This window comes from Sphingobium sp. BHU LFT2 (genome assembly GCF_018604485.1).
Classification (GTDB): domain Bacteria; phylum Pseudomonadota; class Alphaproteobacteria; order Sphingomonadales; family Sphingomonadaceae; genus Sphingobium; species Sphingobium yanoikuyae_A.
This window is the reverse complement of sequence record NZ_JAFCGW010000009.1, coordinates 14216-29032: the sequence shown is the minus strand read 5'-3', so window position 1 is coordinate 29032 and position 14817 is coordinate 14216. Positions and strand designations below refer to the sequence as shown.

Genomic DNA, 14817 nt, shown 5'->3' with positions numbered 1-14817 from the left:
GGCGGGCCTTTTCTATATGCGTCGCCAGCGGCGCTTATTTCCGGCCGCGGCCCAGGGTGATGCCGATTTCCTCGCCCCGCTCGCTCAGCGCCAGCTTGACGATCTTCACCTCGACATGGCGGACCTTGTCGTCCTGCAGGAAGATGGTCTCGATGATATGGTCGGCCACCCCCTCGATCAAAGTGAAATGCAGCCCCTCGGGCAGCGCGGTCGACGCGGCATGCTTGAGGTCCATGTAGTTTTTCGACTCGCTGAGCGGCGTATCGGGATCATAATGGTCCGCAATCCGCAGCTTGGCCCGGATTGAGATGCGCAGCGGCTGGGGCAGATGCGTCTCTTCCGAATAGATGCCGGTCAATACGTCGACGTGCAGGTTGTTGACCTCCAGCGTCAGATAATCGTCAAAAATGCTGTCCATAGCTCGCCATGTCCGGTCGCGCGAAGGGCGCGGGTCCAGTTTGATCTTTCCTTTTGCGGCATGGACGCTATAGGCCCGCCGCTTCCGGCGCGGTCCATGCGCCATTGATGGCGGATCGGCAAGACATGTCAGCAATTCTTCCCCTCGACAGCCAGCCCGCCGACGCGATCGAGGGCCTGCTGGACGCCGCCTTCGGTCCCGACCGGCACGGCCGCACCGCCTATCTGATCCGCGATGGCATGCCCTGGCTGCCTGCCCTGTCCTTCGCGGTGCTGGACGAGAAGGGCGAGCTGATCGGATCGCTGCAAAGCTGGCCGGTGGCGCTAACCCACGAGGATGGCAGCCAATTGCCACTGATCATGGTCGGCCCGGTCGCGGTTGCGCCGGCGCATCAGAAGGGCGGCCATGGCCGCGCGATGATGGATGCAGTGGTTGCCGCCGCCCGCGCCCAGGCCTGCGAACCGCTGATGATGATCGGCGATCCGGAATATTATGGCCGCTTCTGGGGCTTCACCGCCGACGGCACCGCCGGCTGGGATTGCCCCGGCCCGTTCGAGCCCCGGCGCCTGCTTGCCTTGTCGGTCGATGGCCGCCCGGTCGGCGGAACCGGCATGTTGTCGCCGCGAATCACCGTTACCGCCTGACCCGACCGAAAGACCTTTGCCAAGCGGGCCGGCCGCTCCTATCTGCTTTTCATGCCGATGGAGCCCCTGCCCGACCTCGCCGACCTGTCGCTCGCCGACATTGCCCGCCTTACCGCCGAAAAGCGTCTGCCGCCGGTCGATAAATGGAATCCCGACCATTGCGGCGACAGCGAGATGCGGATCGCGCGCGACGGCACCTGGTTCCATCAGGGATCGCCGATCGGGCGCGAAGCGATGGTGCGGCTCTTTTCCACCATATTGCGGCGTGAGGGCGACGGCTCCTATGTGCTCGTCACCCCGGTCGAGAAGCTGAGCATCGCGGTCGAGGATGCCCCCTTCGTTGCGGTCGAACTCAAGAGCGAGGGCGAAGGCGCCAGCCGGAACCTCGCCTTCCGGCTCAACACCGGCGAACTGGTACCAGCCGGCCCCGACCATGCGCTGACCCTGCGCGAAAAGGGTGATGGCCCCCATCCCTATCTCCATGTCCGTGCCGGGCTCGACGCGCTGATCGTGCGCAGCGTCTATTATGAACTGATGAACCTCGCCCTGAATGAAGAAGGCGAGCGGGTCGGCCTGTGGAGCGAAGGCAGTTTCTTTCCGCTGGACGGCGCGGCATGACGCTGGCCGAGCGGCTGCGCGCCGCCCTGATCGACGGGCATAGCCGCGACATCCAGTTGCTGCCGTCCGAAACCCGCGATCCGCGCATCGTCGGCGACATGGCGCTGGCACCCGCTGCGGTGCTGGTCGCGATCACCGACCGGGCCAATCCCGGCCTTATCCTGACCCAGCGTTCGGAAAAGCTGCGCAAACATGCGGGGCAAGTCGCCTTTCCCGGCGGCCGGGTCGACCCCGACGATGCCGACGAGATTGCTGGCGCCCTGCGCGAAGCCCGCGAAGAAATCGCCCTCCCCTCCGACCGGGTCGACATCATCGGCACGTCGGACCGCTATCATACCTTCACCGGCTTCGACATCGTGCCGGTGCTGGGCGTCATCCCGCCCGACCTGCCGCTGCGCGCCCAACCGGGCGAAGTGGCCGACTGGTTCGAACTGCCGCTTGACTATGCGCTCGATCCGGCCAATCGGGTGCGCCGCAGCCTGATGTTCGAAGGCATCGAGCGGCAATATTATGAAATCGACTGGCAGGGCCGCCGCATCTGGGGCGTGACCGCTGCCATCCTCGCCAATCTTTCCCGCAGGCTCGGCCATGACCCGCATTCTTCCTGACGCCCCGTGGCGCCACCGCTCCGGCCTTTCCGGCCTTCTCGCCGCACTCGACGCCGACCAGGGTCGCGCCCGCTATGTCGGTGGCGCGGTGCGGGACGGGCTGCTCGGCCTGCCGGTCAATGATCTCGACATCGCCACCAGCCTGATGCCGCAGGATGTGGTCGATCGGCTGAAGGCGGCCGGGATCAAGGCAGTGCCGACCGGGATCGAGCATGGCACGATCACCGCCGTGCTGCCCGACGGGCCGGTCGAGATCACCACGCTGCGCCGCGACGTCAGCACCGACGGCCGCCGCGCCACCATCGCCTATACCGACGACTGGCAGCAGGATGCCGCTCGTCGCGACTTCACCTTCAACGCCCTCTATGCCGATCCCCTGACCGGCGCGATCAGCGACTATTTCGGCGGCGTGGCCGATCTCGACGCCCGGCACCTGCGCTTCATCGGCGATGCCAGCGCCCGGATCGCCGAGGATCATCTGCGCATCCTGCGCTATTTCCGCTTCCTGGCCCGCTATGGTGACAACGAAGTTGACGCATCGGCCTATGATGCCTGCGTCGCCGCGGCCAACAGCCTGATGGCCCTGTCGCGCGAGCGAATCGCCGACGAACTGCTCAAATTGCTGGTGGTACGCGATCCCGTGCCGGCGCTGCGCCTGATGGTGGACGGCGGGATCTGGCTACCGGTGCTGCCCGAAATCACGCACGAAGGCATCGACCGGCTGGCTAAGCTGATCGCACGGGAGAATGAGGCGAACATGGCGCCATCGGCGCTGCGCCGGCTGGCCGCGCTGGTGCCGGCCGACGCGGCGCTGGCGGACCAGATCGGCGCACGGCTCAAACTCTCCAACAAGGCGCGCAAGCGGCTGATCACCGCGCTCGAAACCGCCTCCGCACCCGAAGGCCCGCGCGCGCTGGCGCACCGGGTCGGCGTGGAAGGCGCGATCGACCGCATCCTGCTTGATCCCGCAGCGTCCCTGTCGGCACTGGTCCCGCTCGACGGCTGGACGCCGCCCAGCCTGCCGATCGGCGGCGGCGCGCTGATCGCGCGCGGCCTTCAGCCCGGCCCGGACGTCGCCCGTGCCTTGCAGGAAGTGCAAAAATCATGGGTGGCGGAGGATTTCCCCGACGCCGATCGGGTCGGCGAAATCGCCGATCAGATCGTCTCGAAATTCCAGCGCACGCGCCAATAGTCGAAGGCATCGGCTTCGCTCATCGGGCGGGCGAAATAATAGCCCTGCCCCTGCCAGCAGCCCATCTTCTGCAGCATGTCGGCCAGTTCCTGGGTTTCGATACCCTCGGCCGTGACCCGCAGGTTGAGCGATTCCGCCAGTGACAATATGGTGCGGACGATCACGGCTTTATCGTGATCTTCCAGCATGTTGGAGACGAAACTTCGATCGATTTTTAGGATATCGATCGGCAGGCTGTGTAGGCTCGCCAGGTTAGAGAAGCCGGTGCCGAAATCATCCATCGCGATCGGCATCTGCAGATCCTTGAGCGCGAACAGCAATTTGCGCGCCTTGTCCGGATCGGCGATGATCGCGCTTTCGGTCAGTTCGGCGGTCAGGCGATGGCCGCCAATGCCGGAATAGCGCAGCGCTTCCTCGAACATCGATGCGACATCGTCGCGCGCCATCTGGATCGGCGACAGGTTGACGTTGACGCCGACCGGCAGGGCCTGGCCGAATTTCGCGTCCCAGCGGCTCAGCGCCTGCGCCGCTTCATAGGCGGCCCAGCGACCGAGCGGGGTGATGAGACCGCTCTCTTCCGCGACCGGCACGAACTCGACCGGCGAGACATGACCCAATTCCGGGTCGTCCCAACGCGCCAGCGCTTCAAAACCGGTAATTTCGCCGGTCTGGAGATGGATCAGCGGCTGATAAGCCAGGGTCAGCCCGCCATGGGCGAGTGCATCACGCAGCCGGCTCTCGATCGAAAAGCGGCGCTGCGCTTCCTTGAGCACACCATTGCGATAAATCTCGACCTTGCCGGTGCGCTTGGCGATCTTGACCGCCGCCTGCGCCTTGCGGACGACATCGTCCGGATCATCCTCCAGATGCGTCGACAAGGCGCAGCCGATCGCGCAATCGACACGGATCTGCAGGTCAGACAGCCGGATCGGCGAACTCAGCGCCTCTCTGATCCTCTGAACGATCTGAAGAGAGTCAGACAAGCCATTGTTCAAGCGCGCAAAAATGGCAAAGTCATTGCCGCCGATGCGGGCCAGCACATCGCCCTGACGCAGACAGGATTTGAGCCGCTTGGCAACCGTGATCAACAGTTCGTCACCAGCCATCGGACCCAGCGATTCATTCACCCGGCTGAACCGGCTGAGGTCGATCGCGATGATGCCGAACTGGGCATTGTCCGGCCAGCTGCCATTGGCGAGCCGATCATCGATTTCCTCGCCGAAGCCGGTGCGGTTGGGCAGCGCGGTCAGGCCGTCGGAAAGCAGCTCGCGCCGCAAATTCTTCTCCATCGTCCGCTCGCTGGTGCGATCGATCGCGGTGAAGAGAAATTGTTCGGTGCGCGCGCCGGTGGCCCGCAGCCGTCCGAGCGTGCAGAGAAAATATTCAGGGCCAAGCTTGCCGTCGCGGCGAATTTCGAAACTTTCCGAATCGCGATCCGACTGGGCAAAACCGGTGACGCGCGCGCGCCATTCGGCCGATGCCTGGGCCGTTGCGGCCGTCCGTTCGCGATGTTCCCGGAACGCCTTCAAGAAAGGCTCATTCGCCTCAACAATGTTTATGACATTGTTTTCACATGATAAAATTGCAGCAGCCTGCGACAGGGCGGTGAGCCATTCGCTCGCTCCGATCATGTGCGGCAGATGCGTGTCATCATCCCCGGGCAAGGGGAGGCCACTGGTCTGTTCAGGGGGCCAGCTACGCACCGACATGGCTTTCATGCCTCTGCCTTATCCGCCAAGGGTAAATATTCGGGAAACGAACATCTGCCGATGGTGCTGAATTTGCGTCAGAACTTGTTGTCGCGCGGGAAGCCTGTCGGTGGCATGCGACCGGCAGCGCCGCGGGCGACCCGCCATGGCGTCATGTCCGCCTCGGTCCGGGTCCGGCCGGTCTCGCCGCCCATCGCCCAGCTGATCCCGTCGCTCAGGCGGAAGGCGATCGCATCGGACAGGCCGCCGTCGCGATAGCGCTGCATCTGCACCCCCTGCCCGCGCGCCATCTTGGGCATTTCGATGATCGAATAGACCAGCAGCTTCCGGTTCTCGCCGATGACGGCGATGCTGTCCGCCTCCGGATCGACCGCATGCACCACGGCAAGCTTCGCGCCCGTGCGGACATTGACCACCTGCTTGCCCTTGCGCGTCTCCGCCAGGATATCCGCCACATCAGCGAGGAAGCCGCGCCCGTCAGACGAAGCCAGCAGCAATTGCCCACCCGTCCTGGCCGGCATCAGCGCGACGATGCCGCCCTGATCGTCCATATCTACCATCATCCGCACCGGATCGCCAAAGCCGCGCCCACCCGGCAGCTTGTCCGCCCCCAGCGTGTAGATGCGCCCGCTCGACGTTGCCATCAGCAGCTTGTCCGTGGTATAGGCGTGGAAGGCGAATTGCGGGCCATCGCCTTCCTTGAACTTCAGCGTATCGGCCGCAGCCAGGTCGCGATGCCCGCTCATCGCGCGGATCCAGCCGCGCTCCGACAGGATCACCGTCACCGGCTCGCGCTCGATCATCGCCTCCAGCGGGATCTCGCGCGCCGGGCCGGCTTCCTCGACCAGCGTGCGGCGCCGGCCGATCACCGTATCGGGGCCATAGCGCTTGCGCAGGTCGGCAATGTCGCGCTTCAGCCGCGTGCGCTGCCGGACCGGGCTCTCGACCAGCTTTTCCAGCTCCGCCTGTTCCTTGACCAGCTCGGCGTGTTCGCGGCGCAACTCCATTTCCTCCAGCTTGCGCAAGCTACGCAGCCGCATGTTGAGGATCGCTTCGGCCTGACGGTCGGTCAGGCTGAATTCGGCCATCATCACATCCTTGGGCTCATCCTCGGTACGGATGATCTCGATCACCCGGTCGAGGTTGAGATAGGCGATGATATAGCCGTCGAGCAGTTCCAGCCGCGCGGCGATCTTCTCCAGCCGGTGCTGCGCCCGGCGGACCAACACCTCGATCTGGTGCTTGAGCCATTCGACCAGCACCGCGCGCAGCCCCAGCACGCGCGGCGTATGGCTGGCGTCGAGCACGTTGAGGTTGAGCGGAAAACGATTTTCCAGGTCGGTCAACCGGAACAGGCTGTCCTTAAGCACATCGACCGGGACGTTGCGGCTTTTGGGGACGATGACGATGCGGATCGCCTCGTCGCTCTCGTCGCGCACATCCTCCAGGATCGGCAGCTTCTTGTCGTTGATCAGCGCCGCAATCTGCTCGATCAGCTTGGACTTCTGCACCTGATAGGGGATTTCGGAAATCACCAGCTGCCAGGTACCACCGGCCAGCTTCTCGATCCCTTCCGCTTCCCAGCTGCCGTCCTCGTTGCGACCGGTGGAGAAGCGCGCACGGGTGCGAAAGGAGCCGCGCCCGGTGCGATAGGCTTCGGAAATGATTGCCTGATTATCGACCAGCACGCCGCCGGTCGGGAAGTCCGGCCCCTTGACGATCTCCATCAGCGCAGCGTCGTCCGCCTCCGGGCTGTCGATCAGCAAGGTGGCGGCATCCAGCAGTTCGCCGACATTGTGCGGCGGGATGCTGGTCGCCATGCCGACGGCGATGCCGCTGGCGCCATTGGCCAGCAAATTGGGGAAGAGGCCGGGAAAAACCTCCGGCTCCTCATCCTCGCCATTATAGGTCGGACGGAAATCGACCGTGCCCTCGTCCAGGCCCGCCATCAGGTCCGCGGCCGCCTGGGTCAGCCGCGCCTCTGTATAGCGCATGGCCGCCGCATTATCGCCGTCGATATTGCCGAAATTGCCCTGGCCATCGACCAGCGGCGTGCGCAGCGAGAAATCCTGCGCCAGGCGCACCATCGCGTCATAGACCGATGCATCGCCATGCGGGTGATATTTACCGATGACGTCGCCGACGACGCGCGCGCATTTCTTGTAGCTGGTGGTGTTGCGCGCCGGATTGGCGACCAGCACGTCCGGGTTCGCGCCGCCCGGCTCCATCCGCAACAGCCGCATCGCCCAGAGCAGGCGCCGATGCACCGGCTTCAGCCCATCGCGCAGGTCCGGCAGCGAACGCGCGGTGATGGTGGAGAGCGCATAGACCAGATAGCGCTGCGAGAGCGCCGCGTCGAAAGGATGGTCCTTGATAGCGTCGAACGGGTCGCGAAAATCGGTCATCGGGAGTGGCTTAGCAGGACGGAACGTGAACGGAAACGAGAATTATGCACCCCGAAGACTGGGCGCCACGATCAAAAATTTCGATATTTGTCGAGCGGGAGGCCATGCTTCTCGACATAGGCGTTCCAACTTTCCATCGCGCCCCTATTGGCTTCCATCCAGCGATGGCGGACTTCCTCCACGAAACCGGGCTCGGACCGTAGACTGAGATCCATCCCCAGTTCTTCGGCAGCAGCAATCAGGTTTCGCTCTGGCGCGGCTTCGACCCGCGCCCGGCTTGCCGCGAACTCATCGTCATCCATTGGCCGATCACCTTTTGCAGGACGATATCATGCCATGGATTAACGCGGCAAGAAACGCGCGTCCGGATCGGCGGCGATGGCGGCAGCAAACTCGGCGCTGATCCAGTCGCGAAAAGCCTTGATCTTGGGCGTGTTGCGGGCGTGGGGCGGATAGACCAGCCAGTAGCTGGCGATTTCACGGACATAGGAGGGTACCGCCTCCACCAGTTGCCCCGCTTCCACCTCCGCCCTCCAGAGGAAATGGTTGAGGATGGCCACCCCCTGCCCGGCGATCGCGGCGCGCCCCTCCATCACCTGGCTGTCGAGCGCGATACCGGGCGGGCCATCGGCCGGGTCGGCCTCCACGCCCATCGCCGCGAACCATTCATGCCACCACATGTCGTCGGGCGACAGGCGCGGCAAAGCGTGGAGCGCGCGTGCGTCGGCAATCGGCCCGTGCCGGTCACGCCAGGCCGGGCTGCACATCGGCACCAACCGGTTATGGGTCAGCAGCTTCGCCTCCAGCCCCGGCCATTCCCCCTTGCCGCCGCGCACCGCCAGATCGATGCCGTCGCGCGCCAGGTCGACCACCGCATCATCGGCCATGATCCGCACGGCGAGGTTCGGGTGGCGCATCTGGAAGGCGCCGATCCGTGGCGCCAGCCAGAGATGCGCAAAACTGTTGGTGCAGCTTATGCTCAGCACCGCCGAATGATCCTGGGTCAGCGCGGCAAAGCCCTGCCGCATCTGGTCGAAGGCGCGGGTCAGGATCGGTGCGATCTCGCGCCCCTTTTCGGTCAGCGCCACCTTGCGCCCGGTCCGCTGGAACAGGCTGATGCCCAGCCGCTCCTCCAGCAATTTCACCTGATAGCTGACCGCCGCCTGGGTCATCCCCAGCTCCTGCGCGGCGGCCGTGAAATTCTCCAGCCGCGCAGCGGCCTCAAACACGCGAATGGCGGACAGGGGCGGCAGCGGCGACATGCGCCATTAGATAAGCCAGGCTTATCTATTCTGTCCATGCTTTTGTTGGCGCCAAGGGTGCCGTTCGGGCAGAGACAGTGGTGCCGGCGGCCCTCCGCGCCCGGCGATGATCATGGACGGAAGGAACAGTGATGCGCGATCAATATGACGCCCGGCTGTGGAACGACAGCCATGAAGAAATCAGCAAGAGTGCCGACCATTTCCTGCATCGCGTGATGCAGGCATTTCGGGTGCTTCACCGCATCGAATGGAGCGCGCCCTGGGCCGATGAACGCCAATGCAAGCGCCCCTGCCAATCGTGAAAATCCCGGCAAGGGGCAAAACAGGGGTTGCGGTTTCCGGTACAGGCGCCACCTTTAGGCCGTGCCCGAAACCGCTCTTCCCCCTCTGCCCGATCTTCCCGCTCCCCCGCCCGCGCTGCTGACCGGAGCCGCCCTGTTCCTCGATTTCGACGGGACATTGGCGCCGATCGCGGACACGCCCGACGGGGTGCATGTCGATGATGATCTGCTTGCCCTGCTGGCGGCGCTACGACGCAAGCTGGACGGACGCCTCGCCATCGTCAGCGGCCGGTCGATCGCCACGCTGCGCGATTTCGGCTTTCAGAATTTCCTGCTTGCCGGCACCCACGGCCTGGAATTTGCCGCGCCCGGCGAAGTGCCGGATGCGCCGCCCCGCCTGCCCGCCATCGATGCGGTCGAACGGGCCTTCCATATCTTTGCCGACACCCGTCCCGGCGTGCTGGTCGAACGCAAGTCGATCAGCGTCGGCCTCCATTTCCGTGGCGCGCCCGATTGTGGCGAGGCCGCCGGCCTGCTTGCCCATCAGCTTGCAGAGCAGCATGGCTTGGCCGTGCAGGCGGGCAAGATGCTGTTCGAACTACGCCCCGGCGGCGCCGACAAGGGCAGCGCGCTCACCCGCCTGATGCAGCAGGCGCCGATGGCCGGCGGCACGCCGATCTTCATCGGCGACGATGTCACGGACGAGGAAGGTTTCGCCGCCGCCGCGCAATTGGGCGGCCATGGCATATTGGTCGGGCCCGCGCGGCACACGCACGCGGCCTTCGGCTTGGAACAGGTTGCCGCCGTCAGGCATTATCTGGCGCAGGGGGTCGCCGCGATCATCTGACCGGCGGCCACCATTCGCATGAACGAAGGGGGCCGAACATCATCGATACCAGCGACCATATCCTGGCCGGAAACGAGCGTGACCTCGACCTCTGGCCGATCGGAAACTGCCAGGCATCCGCCCTGATCGACCGCGCCGGGCGCATGGTCTGGGCCTGCGTGCCGCGGGTCGACGGCGACCCCGTCTTTTCCGCCCTGCTCGACAACAAGCATTGGGACAGCAAGGAAGCCCGTGGCTTCTGGGCGATTGAGCTGGAAAATTGCGTCGCGGTCGAACAGCATTACATCCGCAACACGCCGATCCTGGTCACCCGCCAGAGCGACGGCCAAGGCAATGCGATCGAGATTTTCGATTTCTGCCCGCGCCACAAGCATAAGGGCCGCATGTATCGCCCGGTCGCCTTCGCGCGCATCGTGCGCCCCGCTGCCGGCAGCCCGCGCATCCGCGTCCGCCTGCGCCCCACGACAAGCTGGGGCAAGGAAAATGTCCCGGTCACCTACGGCTCCAACCATATCCGCATGGTCCTGTCCTACATGGCGATGCGGATATCGACCAATGCACCCATTGGCCTGATCGCGCAGGAAAGCTGGTTCCGCCTCGAATCGGACATGCATTTCTTCATGGGGCCAGACGAGGGATTTTCCGACGCGCTGCGCCCGGCGATCGAGCGGATGCTGGACGACACCATCCTGGAATGGCAGCTCTGGGTGCGCGGCCTTGCCATCCCGCCCGAATGGCAGGAGGCGGTGATCCGTTCCGCCATCACCCTCAAGCTCTGCCAGCATGAGGAAACCGGCGCGATCGTCGCCGCGCTCACCACCTCCATCCCCGAACATGCCGACAGCGGTCGCAACTGGGACTATCGCTACTGCTGGGTGCGCGACGCCTATTATACGGTCGAGGCGCTCAACCGGCTCGGCGCCCTCGACGTGCTGGAAACCTATCTCGTCTATCTGCGCAACATCGTCGACGGCGCCAAGGGCGGCCATATCCAGCCGCTCTACGACGTGCGCGGCAATGCGACGCTGCATGAATGGGAGGCCGCGCACCTGCCTGGCTATCGCGGCATGGGGCCGGTGCGGGTCGGCAATGCCGCCTATGAACAGATCCAGCACGACGCCTATGGTCAGATCGTCCTGTCCTCGGTTCAGGGCTTCATCGACCGGCGCCTGTTGCGCATGGCCGGCCATGCCGATTTCGAGGCGCTGGAGGCGGTAGGCGAACGCGCCTGGCAGGTCTATGACCAGCCCGACGCGGGCCTGTGGGAATTGCGCACCCGCGCCCATGTCCACAGCTACAGCGCGGTGATGTGCTGGGCTGCCTGCGATCGGCTGGCCCATGCCGCCACCGCGCTCGACCTGCCGCTGCGCGCCGCCCATTGGGAAAATCGCGCCGAAACCATGCGCGCCCGCATCATCGAATCCGCCTGGCGCGCCGACAGCAAGGCGATCTCCGCCAATTTCGAGGATGACGCGCGCGACGCGTCGCTGCTGCAACTGCTCGACCTGCGCTTCCTGACTGCCGACGATCCGATGTTCACCGGCACGCTCGAAGCACTGGAAAAGGATCTGCGCCGCGGCAACGACATGCTGCGCTACAGCGCACCGGACGATTTCGGCGAGCCGGTCACTGCCTTCAATGTCTGCACCTTCTGGCTGATCGAGGCGCTGCATCGCACCGGCCGGACCGAGGAGGCACGCGAACTGTTCGAGGAGATGCTGTCCCGCCGCACTGCGGCCGGGCTGCTGTCCGAAGATATCGATCCCCATAATGGGGAACTCTGGGGAAATTACCCGCAAACCTATTCGTTGGTCGGCATCATCAACTGCGCCGTCTTGCTGAGCAAACCGTGGAGCGTGATGCGATGAGCCGTCTGATAGTCATTTCCAACCGGGTCAGTCGCCCCAATGGCGCCGCCAATCAGGGCGGGCTTGCCGTGGCGCTGGCGCAGGCGCTGCGTGAAAGCCGGGGCATCTGGGTCGGCTGGTCGGGTGGCACAACCGACAATTTCACAGGCCATATCGGCTTTGCCGACGATGACGGGGTGAAGACCGCGACGATCGACCTGGAAGAGCAGGATGTCGACGAATATTATAATGGCTATGCCAACAAGACGTTGTGGCCGCTCTTCCATTACCGCATCGACCTGGCCGAATATGCCCGCGATTTCGAGGGCGGATACAATCGCGTCAACCAGCGCTTCGCCGACACCGCCAGCCCGCTGATCGAACCGGAAGACATTATCTGGGTGCAGGATTATCACATGATCCCACTCGGCCAGATGCTGCGAGATCGGGGCCATCAGAACCGGATGGGCTTCTTCCTGCACATTCCCTGGCCGCCGACCCGCCTGCTGGTCTCGCTGCCCCATCATACCAAGCTGGTCAGCACCCTCTTCGCCTATGACGTGATCGGCTTCCATACCGAGGAATGGCTGGAATCCTTCCGCCATTATGTCGAGCGCGAGATGGGCGGCACTGTCGATGGCGATTTCGTCACCGTCGGCGGTCGCACCATCCAGGCCGTCGCCTGCCCGATCGGCATCAATGCCGAGGAGTTCAAGCAGGCCGCCGCCAGCGACGCGGCGGTGGAGATGCACCGCCAGGTCCGCGCCTCGCTGCAGGATCGCTCGCTGATCGTCGGCGTCGACCGGCTCGACTATAGCAAGGGTCTGGAAGAGCGGTTCAACGGCTATGCCCGCTTCCTGAAGGATCATGCCGAACATCATCGCCGCGTCGTGCTGGCGCAGATCGCCCCGCCCTCGCGCGGCGAGGTGGAAAGCTATCAGCAGATCCGCGCCACGCTGGACTCGCTCGCCGGGCGGATCAACGGCGAATATAGCGATGTCGACTGGACCCCGATCCGCTATGTCAACCAGGGCTATCCGCGCGACAAGCTCGCCGGCATCTATCGCTCCGCCCGGATCGGGCTGGTGACGCCGCTGCGCGACGGCATGAACCTGGTCGCCAAGGAATATGTCGCGGCCCAGAACCCGGACGATCCCGGCGTCCTGATCCTGTCCCGCTTCGCCGGCGCGGCGATGCAGCTCAAGGACGCGCTGCTCATCAACCCCTATAGCCCCGAAGAGATGTCCGACGCGATCGACCGGGCGCTGGCCATGCCGCTCGACGAGCGCAAGCGGCGCTGGCGGGCGATGATGGACAGCGTCGAGCAGCAGGATATCAGTTGGTGGCGCAGCGCCTTCACCGATCGGCTGGCCGCCACCCGCCAGGAGGAGCCGGAGGCCGAGCCGGAACCGGCGACCGAATGATTGAGATCAGGCACCGGTCCCGCTAGGCCGGTGCCATGCATAGCGAAGATGATGACGAACCGCGCGGCCTGTGGGCCGCCATCAGCGCCAAATCCGGCGTGATCATTGGCAGCATCGGCCTGATCGCCTGGCTGGCGCTGATCTGGTTCATGTTCGGCGACGTACTGTAGCGCGCGCCCTGCGGATTTCCCCTTGCGCCTCGTTGAACCAGCGGCAGACATGATGCCGCTCCGGCTTCGGGAGCGCCAAACGGGGGATGTCCATGCTCGATCGCCGTTCCTTCCTGGGCAGTGCCGCTGCCGCCTCGCTCGCCGCGCCGATCGGGGCGGAAGCGCTGACCAGCGTGCCGCTGCCGGCCGCCGATCTCCATGCGAAAAATGAAGATGCCTATTGGGCGGCGCTGCGCAAACAGTTCCTGATCCCGGTCGATGTCGTGAACCTCAATGTCGGCACGGTCGGTTCCTCGCCGCGCCCGGTATTGAAGGCGATCTTCGACGGGTTCGAGACGACCGAGCAGATGACGCAGCAAGGGTCGGAGGATTATCCGATCTGGGGCTATGGCGCCTGGGACCAGTATCGCAAGCCCTTTGCCGACTTCATGGGCGCCAAGGTCGAGCAGATGGCGATCCTGCGCAACTGTACCGAGGCGAACAGCTACATCGCCAATGGCTTCGACATGAAGCCGGGCGACGAGGTGCTAATCAGCGACGAGGAACATGGATCGGGCGAAATGCCCTGGATGCTGCGGTCGCGCCGCTATGGCGTGGTGGTCAAGAAATTCGCCATGCCCAAGCCGCCGAAGAACGCTGCCGAAATCCTCGACCGCATCAACGATGCAATCACGCCGAAAACGCGGATCATCTTCGTCAGCCATATCAGCACCTCGACCGGCGTGGTGCTGCCGGCCAAGGAAATCGCCGCGCTCGCCCGGTCGAAGGGGATCATCTCCGCCTTCGACGGCGCCCATGCACCGGGCATGATGAAGGTCGACCTCAACGATATCGGCTGCGACCTCTATACCGGGTCGATGCACAAATGGCTGTTCGCAACGAAGGGCACCGGCTTCCTCTATCTGCGCGACAGGAGCGTGATGGACCGGGTCTGGAACACGATCGCGACCGGCGGCTATGACGACCCGACCCGCATGGCGGACCGTTATATGCAGATCGGCTCCTCCTGCATCCCGACCTTGATGGGCCTCAACGCCGCGATCGGCTTCGCCGACAGCATCGGCATGGATCGGATCGAGGCGCGCAACCGCATGCTCGCCGACCATATCCATGCCGAGATGATGAAGCGCGGCGCGGAGGACTGGACCTCGCCCGATCCGGCGCTGCGCTGCGCGATCGCGACCGTCAACGTGCCGCCGGTGCAGCGGATGGAATTGCAGGACTGGCTCTGGAAAAATCACAAGGTGCGCATTCGCGGCGGCAACCCCAGCAAGCTGCGCCTCGCCACCCCCTATTTCCTGAGCAAGGCGGACATCGACCGCTTCCTTGGCCTGTTCGACGAATATCGGAAGATGAAGGGGGCATAGCCGCCACAATTGCACCCCCGCCTAT

15 protein-coding genes are annotated in these 14817 nt (G+C 64.6%); 10 read left to right on the top strand and 5 right to left on the bottom strand.

Annotated elements, in window-relative coordinates:
• Positions 1-34 precede the first annotated feature (34 nt).
• Positions 35-418, bottom strand: a complete 384-nt coding sequence (locus JQK15_RS16525) for a dihydroneopterin aldolase (protein ID WP_004207337.1) — start codon at positions 416-418, stop codon at positions 35-37.
• A 125-nt stretch (positions 419-543) separates the two neighbouring features.
• Here JQK15_RS16525 and JQK15_RS16520 point away from each other — a divergent pair, with 125 nt between their 5' ends.
• From JQK15_RS16520 to JQK15_RS16505, 4 genes are read left to right on the top strand one after another with little or no spacing between them, the layout of a single operon-like run.
• Complete coding sequence (locus JQK15_RS16520) at positions 544-1062, top strand: GNAT family N-acetyltransferase (RefSeq protein ID WP_026108829.1); 519 nt, start codon at positions 544-546, stop codon at positions 1060-1062.
• A 51-nt stretch (positions 1063-1113) separates the two neighbouring features.
• Positions 1114-1680, top strand: a complete 567-nt coding sequence (locus JQK15_RS16515; RefSeq protein ID WP_214866504.1) for a DUF1285 domain-containing protein — start codon at positions 1114-1116, stop codon at positions 1678-1680.
• Positions 1677-2288, top strand: coding sequence for a CoA pyrophosphatase (locus JQK15_RS16510; protein ID WP_004207340.1), 612 nt, complete (start codon positions 1677-1679; stop codon positions 2286-2288). The genes JQK15_RS16515 and JQK15_RS16510 overlap by 4 nt, the downstream gene beginning before the upstream one ends.
• Positions 2269-3480 carry a CCA tRNA nucleotidyltransferase gene (locus JQK15_RS16505; protein ID WP_214866503.1) on the top strand — a complete coding sequence of 404 codons (1212 nt, stop codon included), beginning with the start codon at positions 2269-2271 and terminating at the stop codon, positions 3478-3480. Before JQK15_RS16510 ends, JQK15_RS16505 begins: the two co-directional genes overlap by 20 nt.
• Here JQK15_RS16505 and JQK15_RS16500 read toward each other — a convergent pair.
• The 4 genes from JQK15_RS16500 to JQK15_RS16485 form a co-directional block, all read right to left on the bottom strand.
• Positions 3444-5198, bottom strand: coding sequence for a putative bifunctional diguanylate cyclase/phosphodiesterase (locus tag JQK15_RS16500; protein ID WP_214866502.1), 1755 nt, complete (start codon positions 5196-5198; stop codon positions 3444-3446). The genes JQK15_RS16505 and JQK15_RS16500 overlap by 37 nt on opposite strands.
• A gap of 68 nt (positions 5199-5266) precedes the next feature.
• Positions 5267-7594, bottom strand: coding sequence for a DNA topoisomerase IV subunit A (gene parC, locus JQK15_RS16495; protein WP_214866501.1), 2328 nt, complete (start codon positions 7592-7594; stop codon positions 5267-5269).
• A 71-nt stretch (positions 7595-7665) separates the two neighbouring features.
• Positions 7666-7896: a type II toxin-antitoxin system CcdA family antitoxin gene (locus JQK15_RS16490; protein ID WP_214866500.1), complete on the bottom strand. Its 231-nt coding sequence runs from the start codon at positions 7894-7896 to the stop codon at positions 7666-7668.
• 39 nt (positions 7897-7935) lie between these two features.
• Positions 7936-8856 (bottom strand): LysR substrate-binding domain-containing protein, encoded by a 921-nt coding sequence (locus JQK15_RS16485; protein ID WP_214866499.1) that lies wholly within the window; start codon positions 8854-8856, stop codon positions 7936-7938.
• 131 nt (positions 8857-8987) lie between these two features.
• Between JQK15_RS16485 and JQK15_RS16480 the strand changes: the two genes are divergently transcribed.
• The 6 genes from JQK15_RS16480 (at position 8988) to JQK15_RS16460 (ending at position 14792) form a co-directional block, all read left to right on the top strand.
• Positions 8988-9158: a hypothetical protein gene (locus tag JQK15_RS16480; RefSeq protein WP_004207346.1), complete on the top strand. Its 171-nt coding sequence runs from the start codon at positions 8988-8990 to the stop codon at positions 9156-9158.
• A 61-nt stretch (positions 9159-9219) separates the two neighbouring features.
• Entirely contained in the window at positions 9220-9984 is a 765-nt protein-coding gene (gene otsB, locus JQK15_RS16475; protein ID WP_214866498.1) for a trehalose-phosphatase, read from the top strand.
• A gap of 98 nt (positions 9985-10082) precedes the next feature.
• Positions 10083-11852: a glycoside hydrolase family 15 protein gene (locus JQK15_RS16470; RefSeq protein ID WP_257211540.1), complete on the top strand. Its 1770-nt coding sequence runs from the start codon at positions 10083-10085 to the stop codon at positions 11850-11852.
• On the top strand, positions 11849-13255 hold the full coding sequence (otsA, locus tag JQK15_RS16465; protein ID WP_004207349.1) for an alpha,alpha-trehalose-phosphate synthase (UDP-forming): 1407 nt from the start codon (positions 11849-11851) through the stop codon (positions 13253-13255). The genes JQK15_RS16470 and otsA overlap by 4 nt, the downstream gene beginning before the upstream one ends.
• Positions 13256-13290: 35 nt before the next feature.
• Positions 13291-13425: a hypothetical protein gene (locus tag JQK15_RS27310; protein ID WP_004207350.1), complete on the top strand. Its 135-nt coding sequence runs from the start codon at positions 13291-13293 to the stop codon at positions 13423-13425.
• 92 nt (positions 13426-13517) lie between these two features.
• Positions 13518-14792: an aminotransferase class V-fold PLP-dependent enzyme gene (locus tag JQK15_RS16460; RefSeq protein WP_214866497.1), complete on the top strand. Its 1275-nt coding sequence runs from the start codon at positions 13518-13520 to the stop codon at positions 14790-14792.
• The last annotated feature ends 25 nt before the right edge of the window (positions 14793-14817 follow it).

Bases quoted from the DNA above. Each gene is read 5' to 3' on its own strand.
- JQK15_RS16525 (WP_004207337.1), bottom strand. From the start codon at position 418: ATGGACAGCATTTTTGACGATTATCTGACGCTGGAGGTCAACAACCTG.
- JQK15_RS16520 (WP_026108829.1), top strand. From the start codon at position 544: ATGTCAGCAATTCTTCCCCTCGACAGCCAGCCCGCCGACGCGATCGAG.
- JQK15_RS16515 (WP_214866504.1), top strand. From the start codon at position 1,114: ATGCCGATGGAGCCCCTGCCCGACCTCGCCGACCTGTCGCTCGCCGAC.
- JQK15_RS16510 (WP_004207340.1), top strand. From the start codon at position 1,677: ATGACGCTGGCCGAGCGGCTGCGCGCCGCCCTGATCGACGGGCATAGC.
- JQK15_RS16505 (WP_214866503.1), top strand. From the start codon at position 2,269: ATGACCCGCATTCTTCCTGACGCCCCGTGGCGCCACCGCTCCGGCCTT.
- JQK15_RS16500 (WP_214866502.1), bottom strand. From the start codon at position 5,198: ATGAAAGCCATGTCGGTGCGTAGCTGGCCCCCTGAACAGACCAGTGGC.
- parC (WP_214866501.1), bottom strand. From the start codon at position 7,594: ATGACCGATTTTCGCGACCCGTTCGACGCTATCAAGGACCATCCTTTC.
- JQK15_RS16490 (WP_214866500.1), bottom strand. From the start codon at position 7,896: ATGGATGACGATGAGTTCGCGGCAAGCCGGGCGCGGGTCGAAGCCGCG.
- JQK15_RS16485 (WP_214866499.1), bottom strand. From the start codon at position 8,856: ATGTCGCCGCTGCCGCCCCTGTCCGCCATTCGCGTGTTTGAGGCCGCT.
- JQK15_RS16480 (WP_004207346.1), top strand. From the start codon at position 8,988: ATGCGCGATCAATATGACGCCCGGCTGTGGAACGACAGCCATGAAGAA.
- otsA (WP_004207349.1), top strand. From the start codon at position 11,849: ATGAGCCGTCTGATAGTCATTTCCAACCGGGTCAGTCGCCCCAATGGC.
- JQK15_RS27310 (WP_004207350.1), top strand. From the start codon at position 13,291: ATGCATAGCGAAGATGATGACGAACCGCGCGGCCTGTGGGCCGCCATC.
- JQK15_RS16460 (WP_214866497.1), top strand. From the start codon at position 13,518: ATGCTCGATCGCCGTTCCTTCCTGGGCAGTGCCGCTGCCGCCTCGCTC.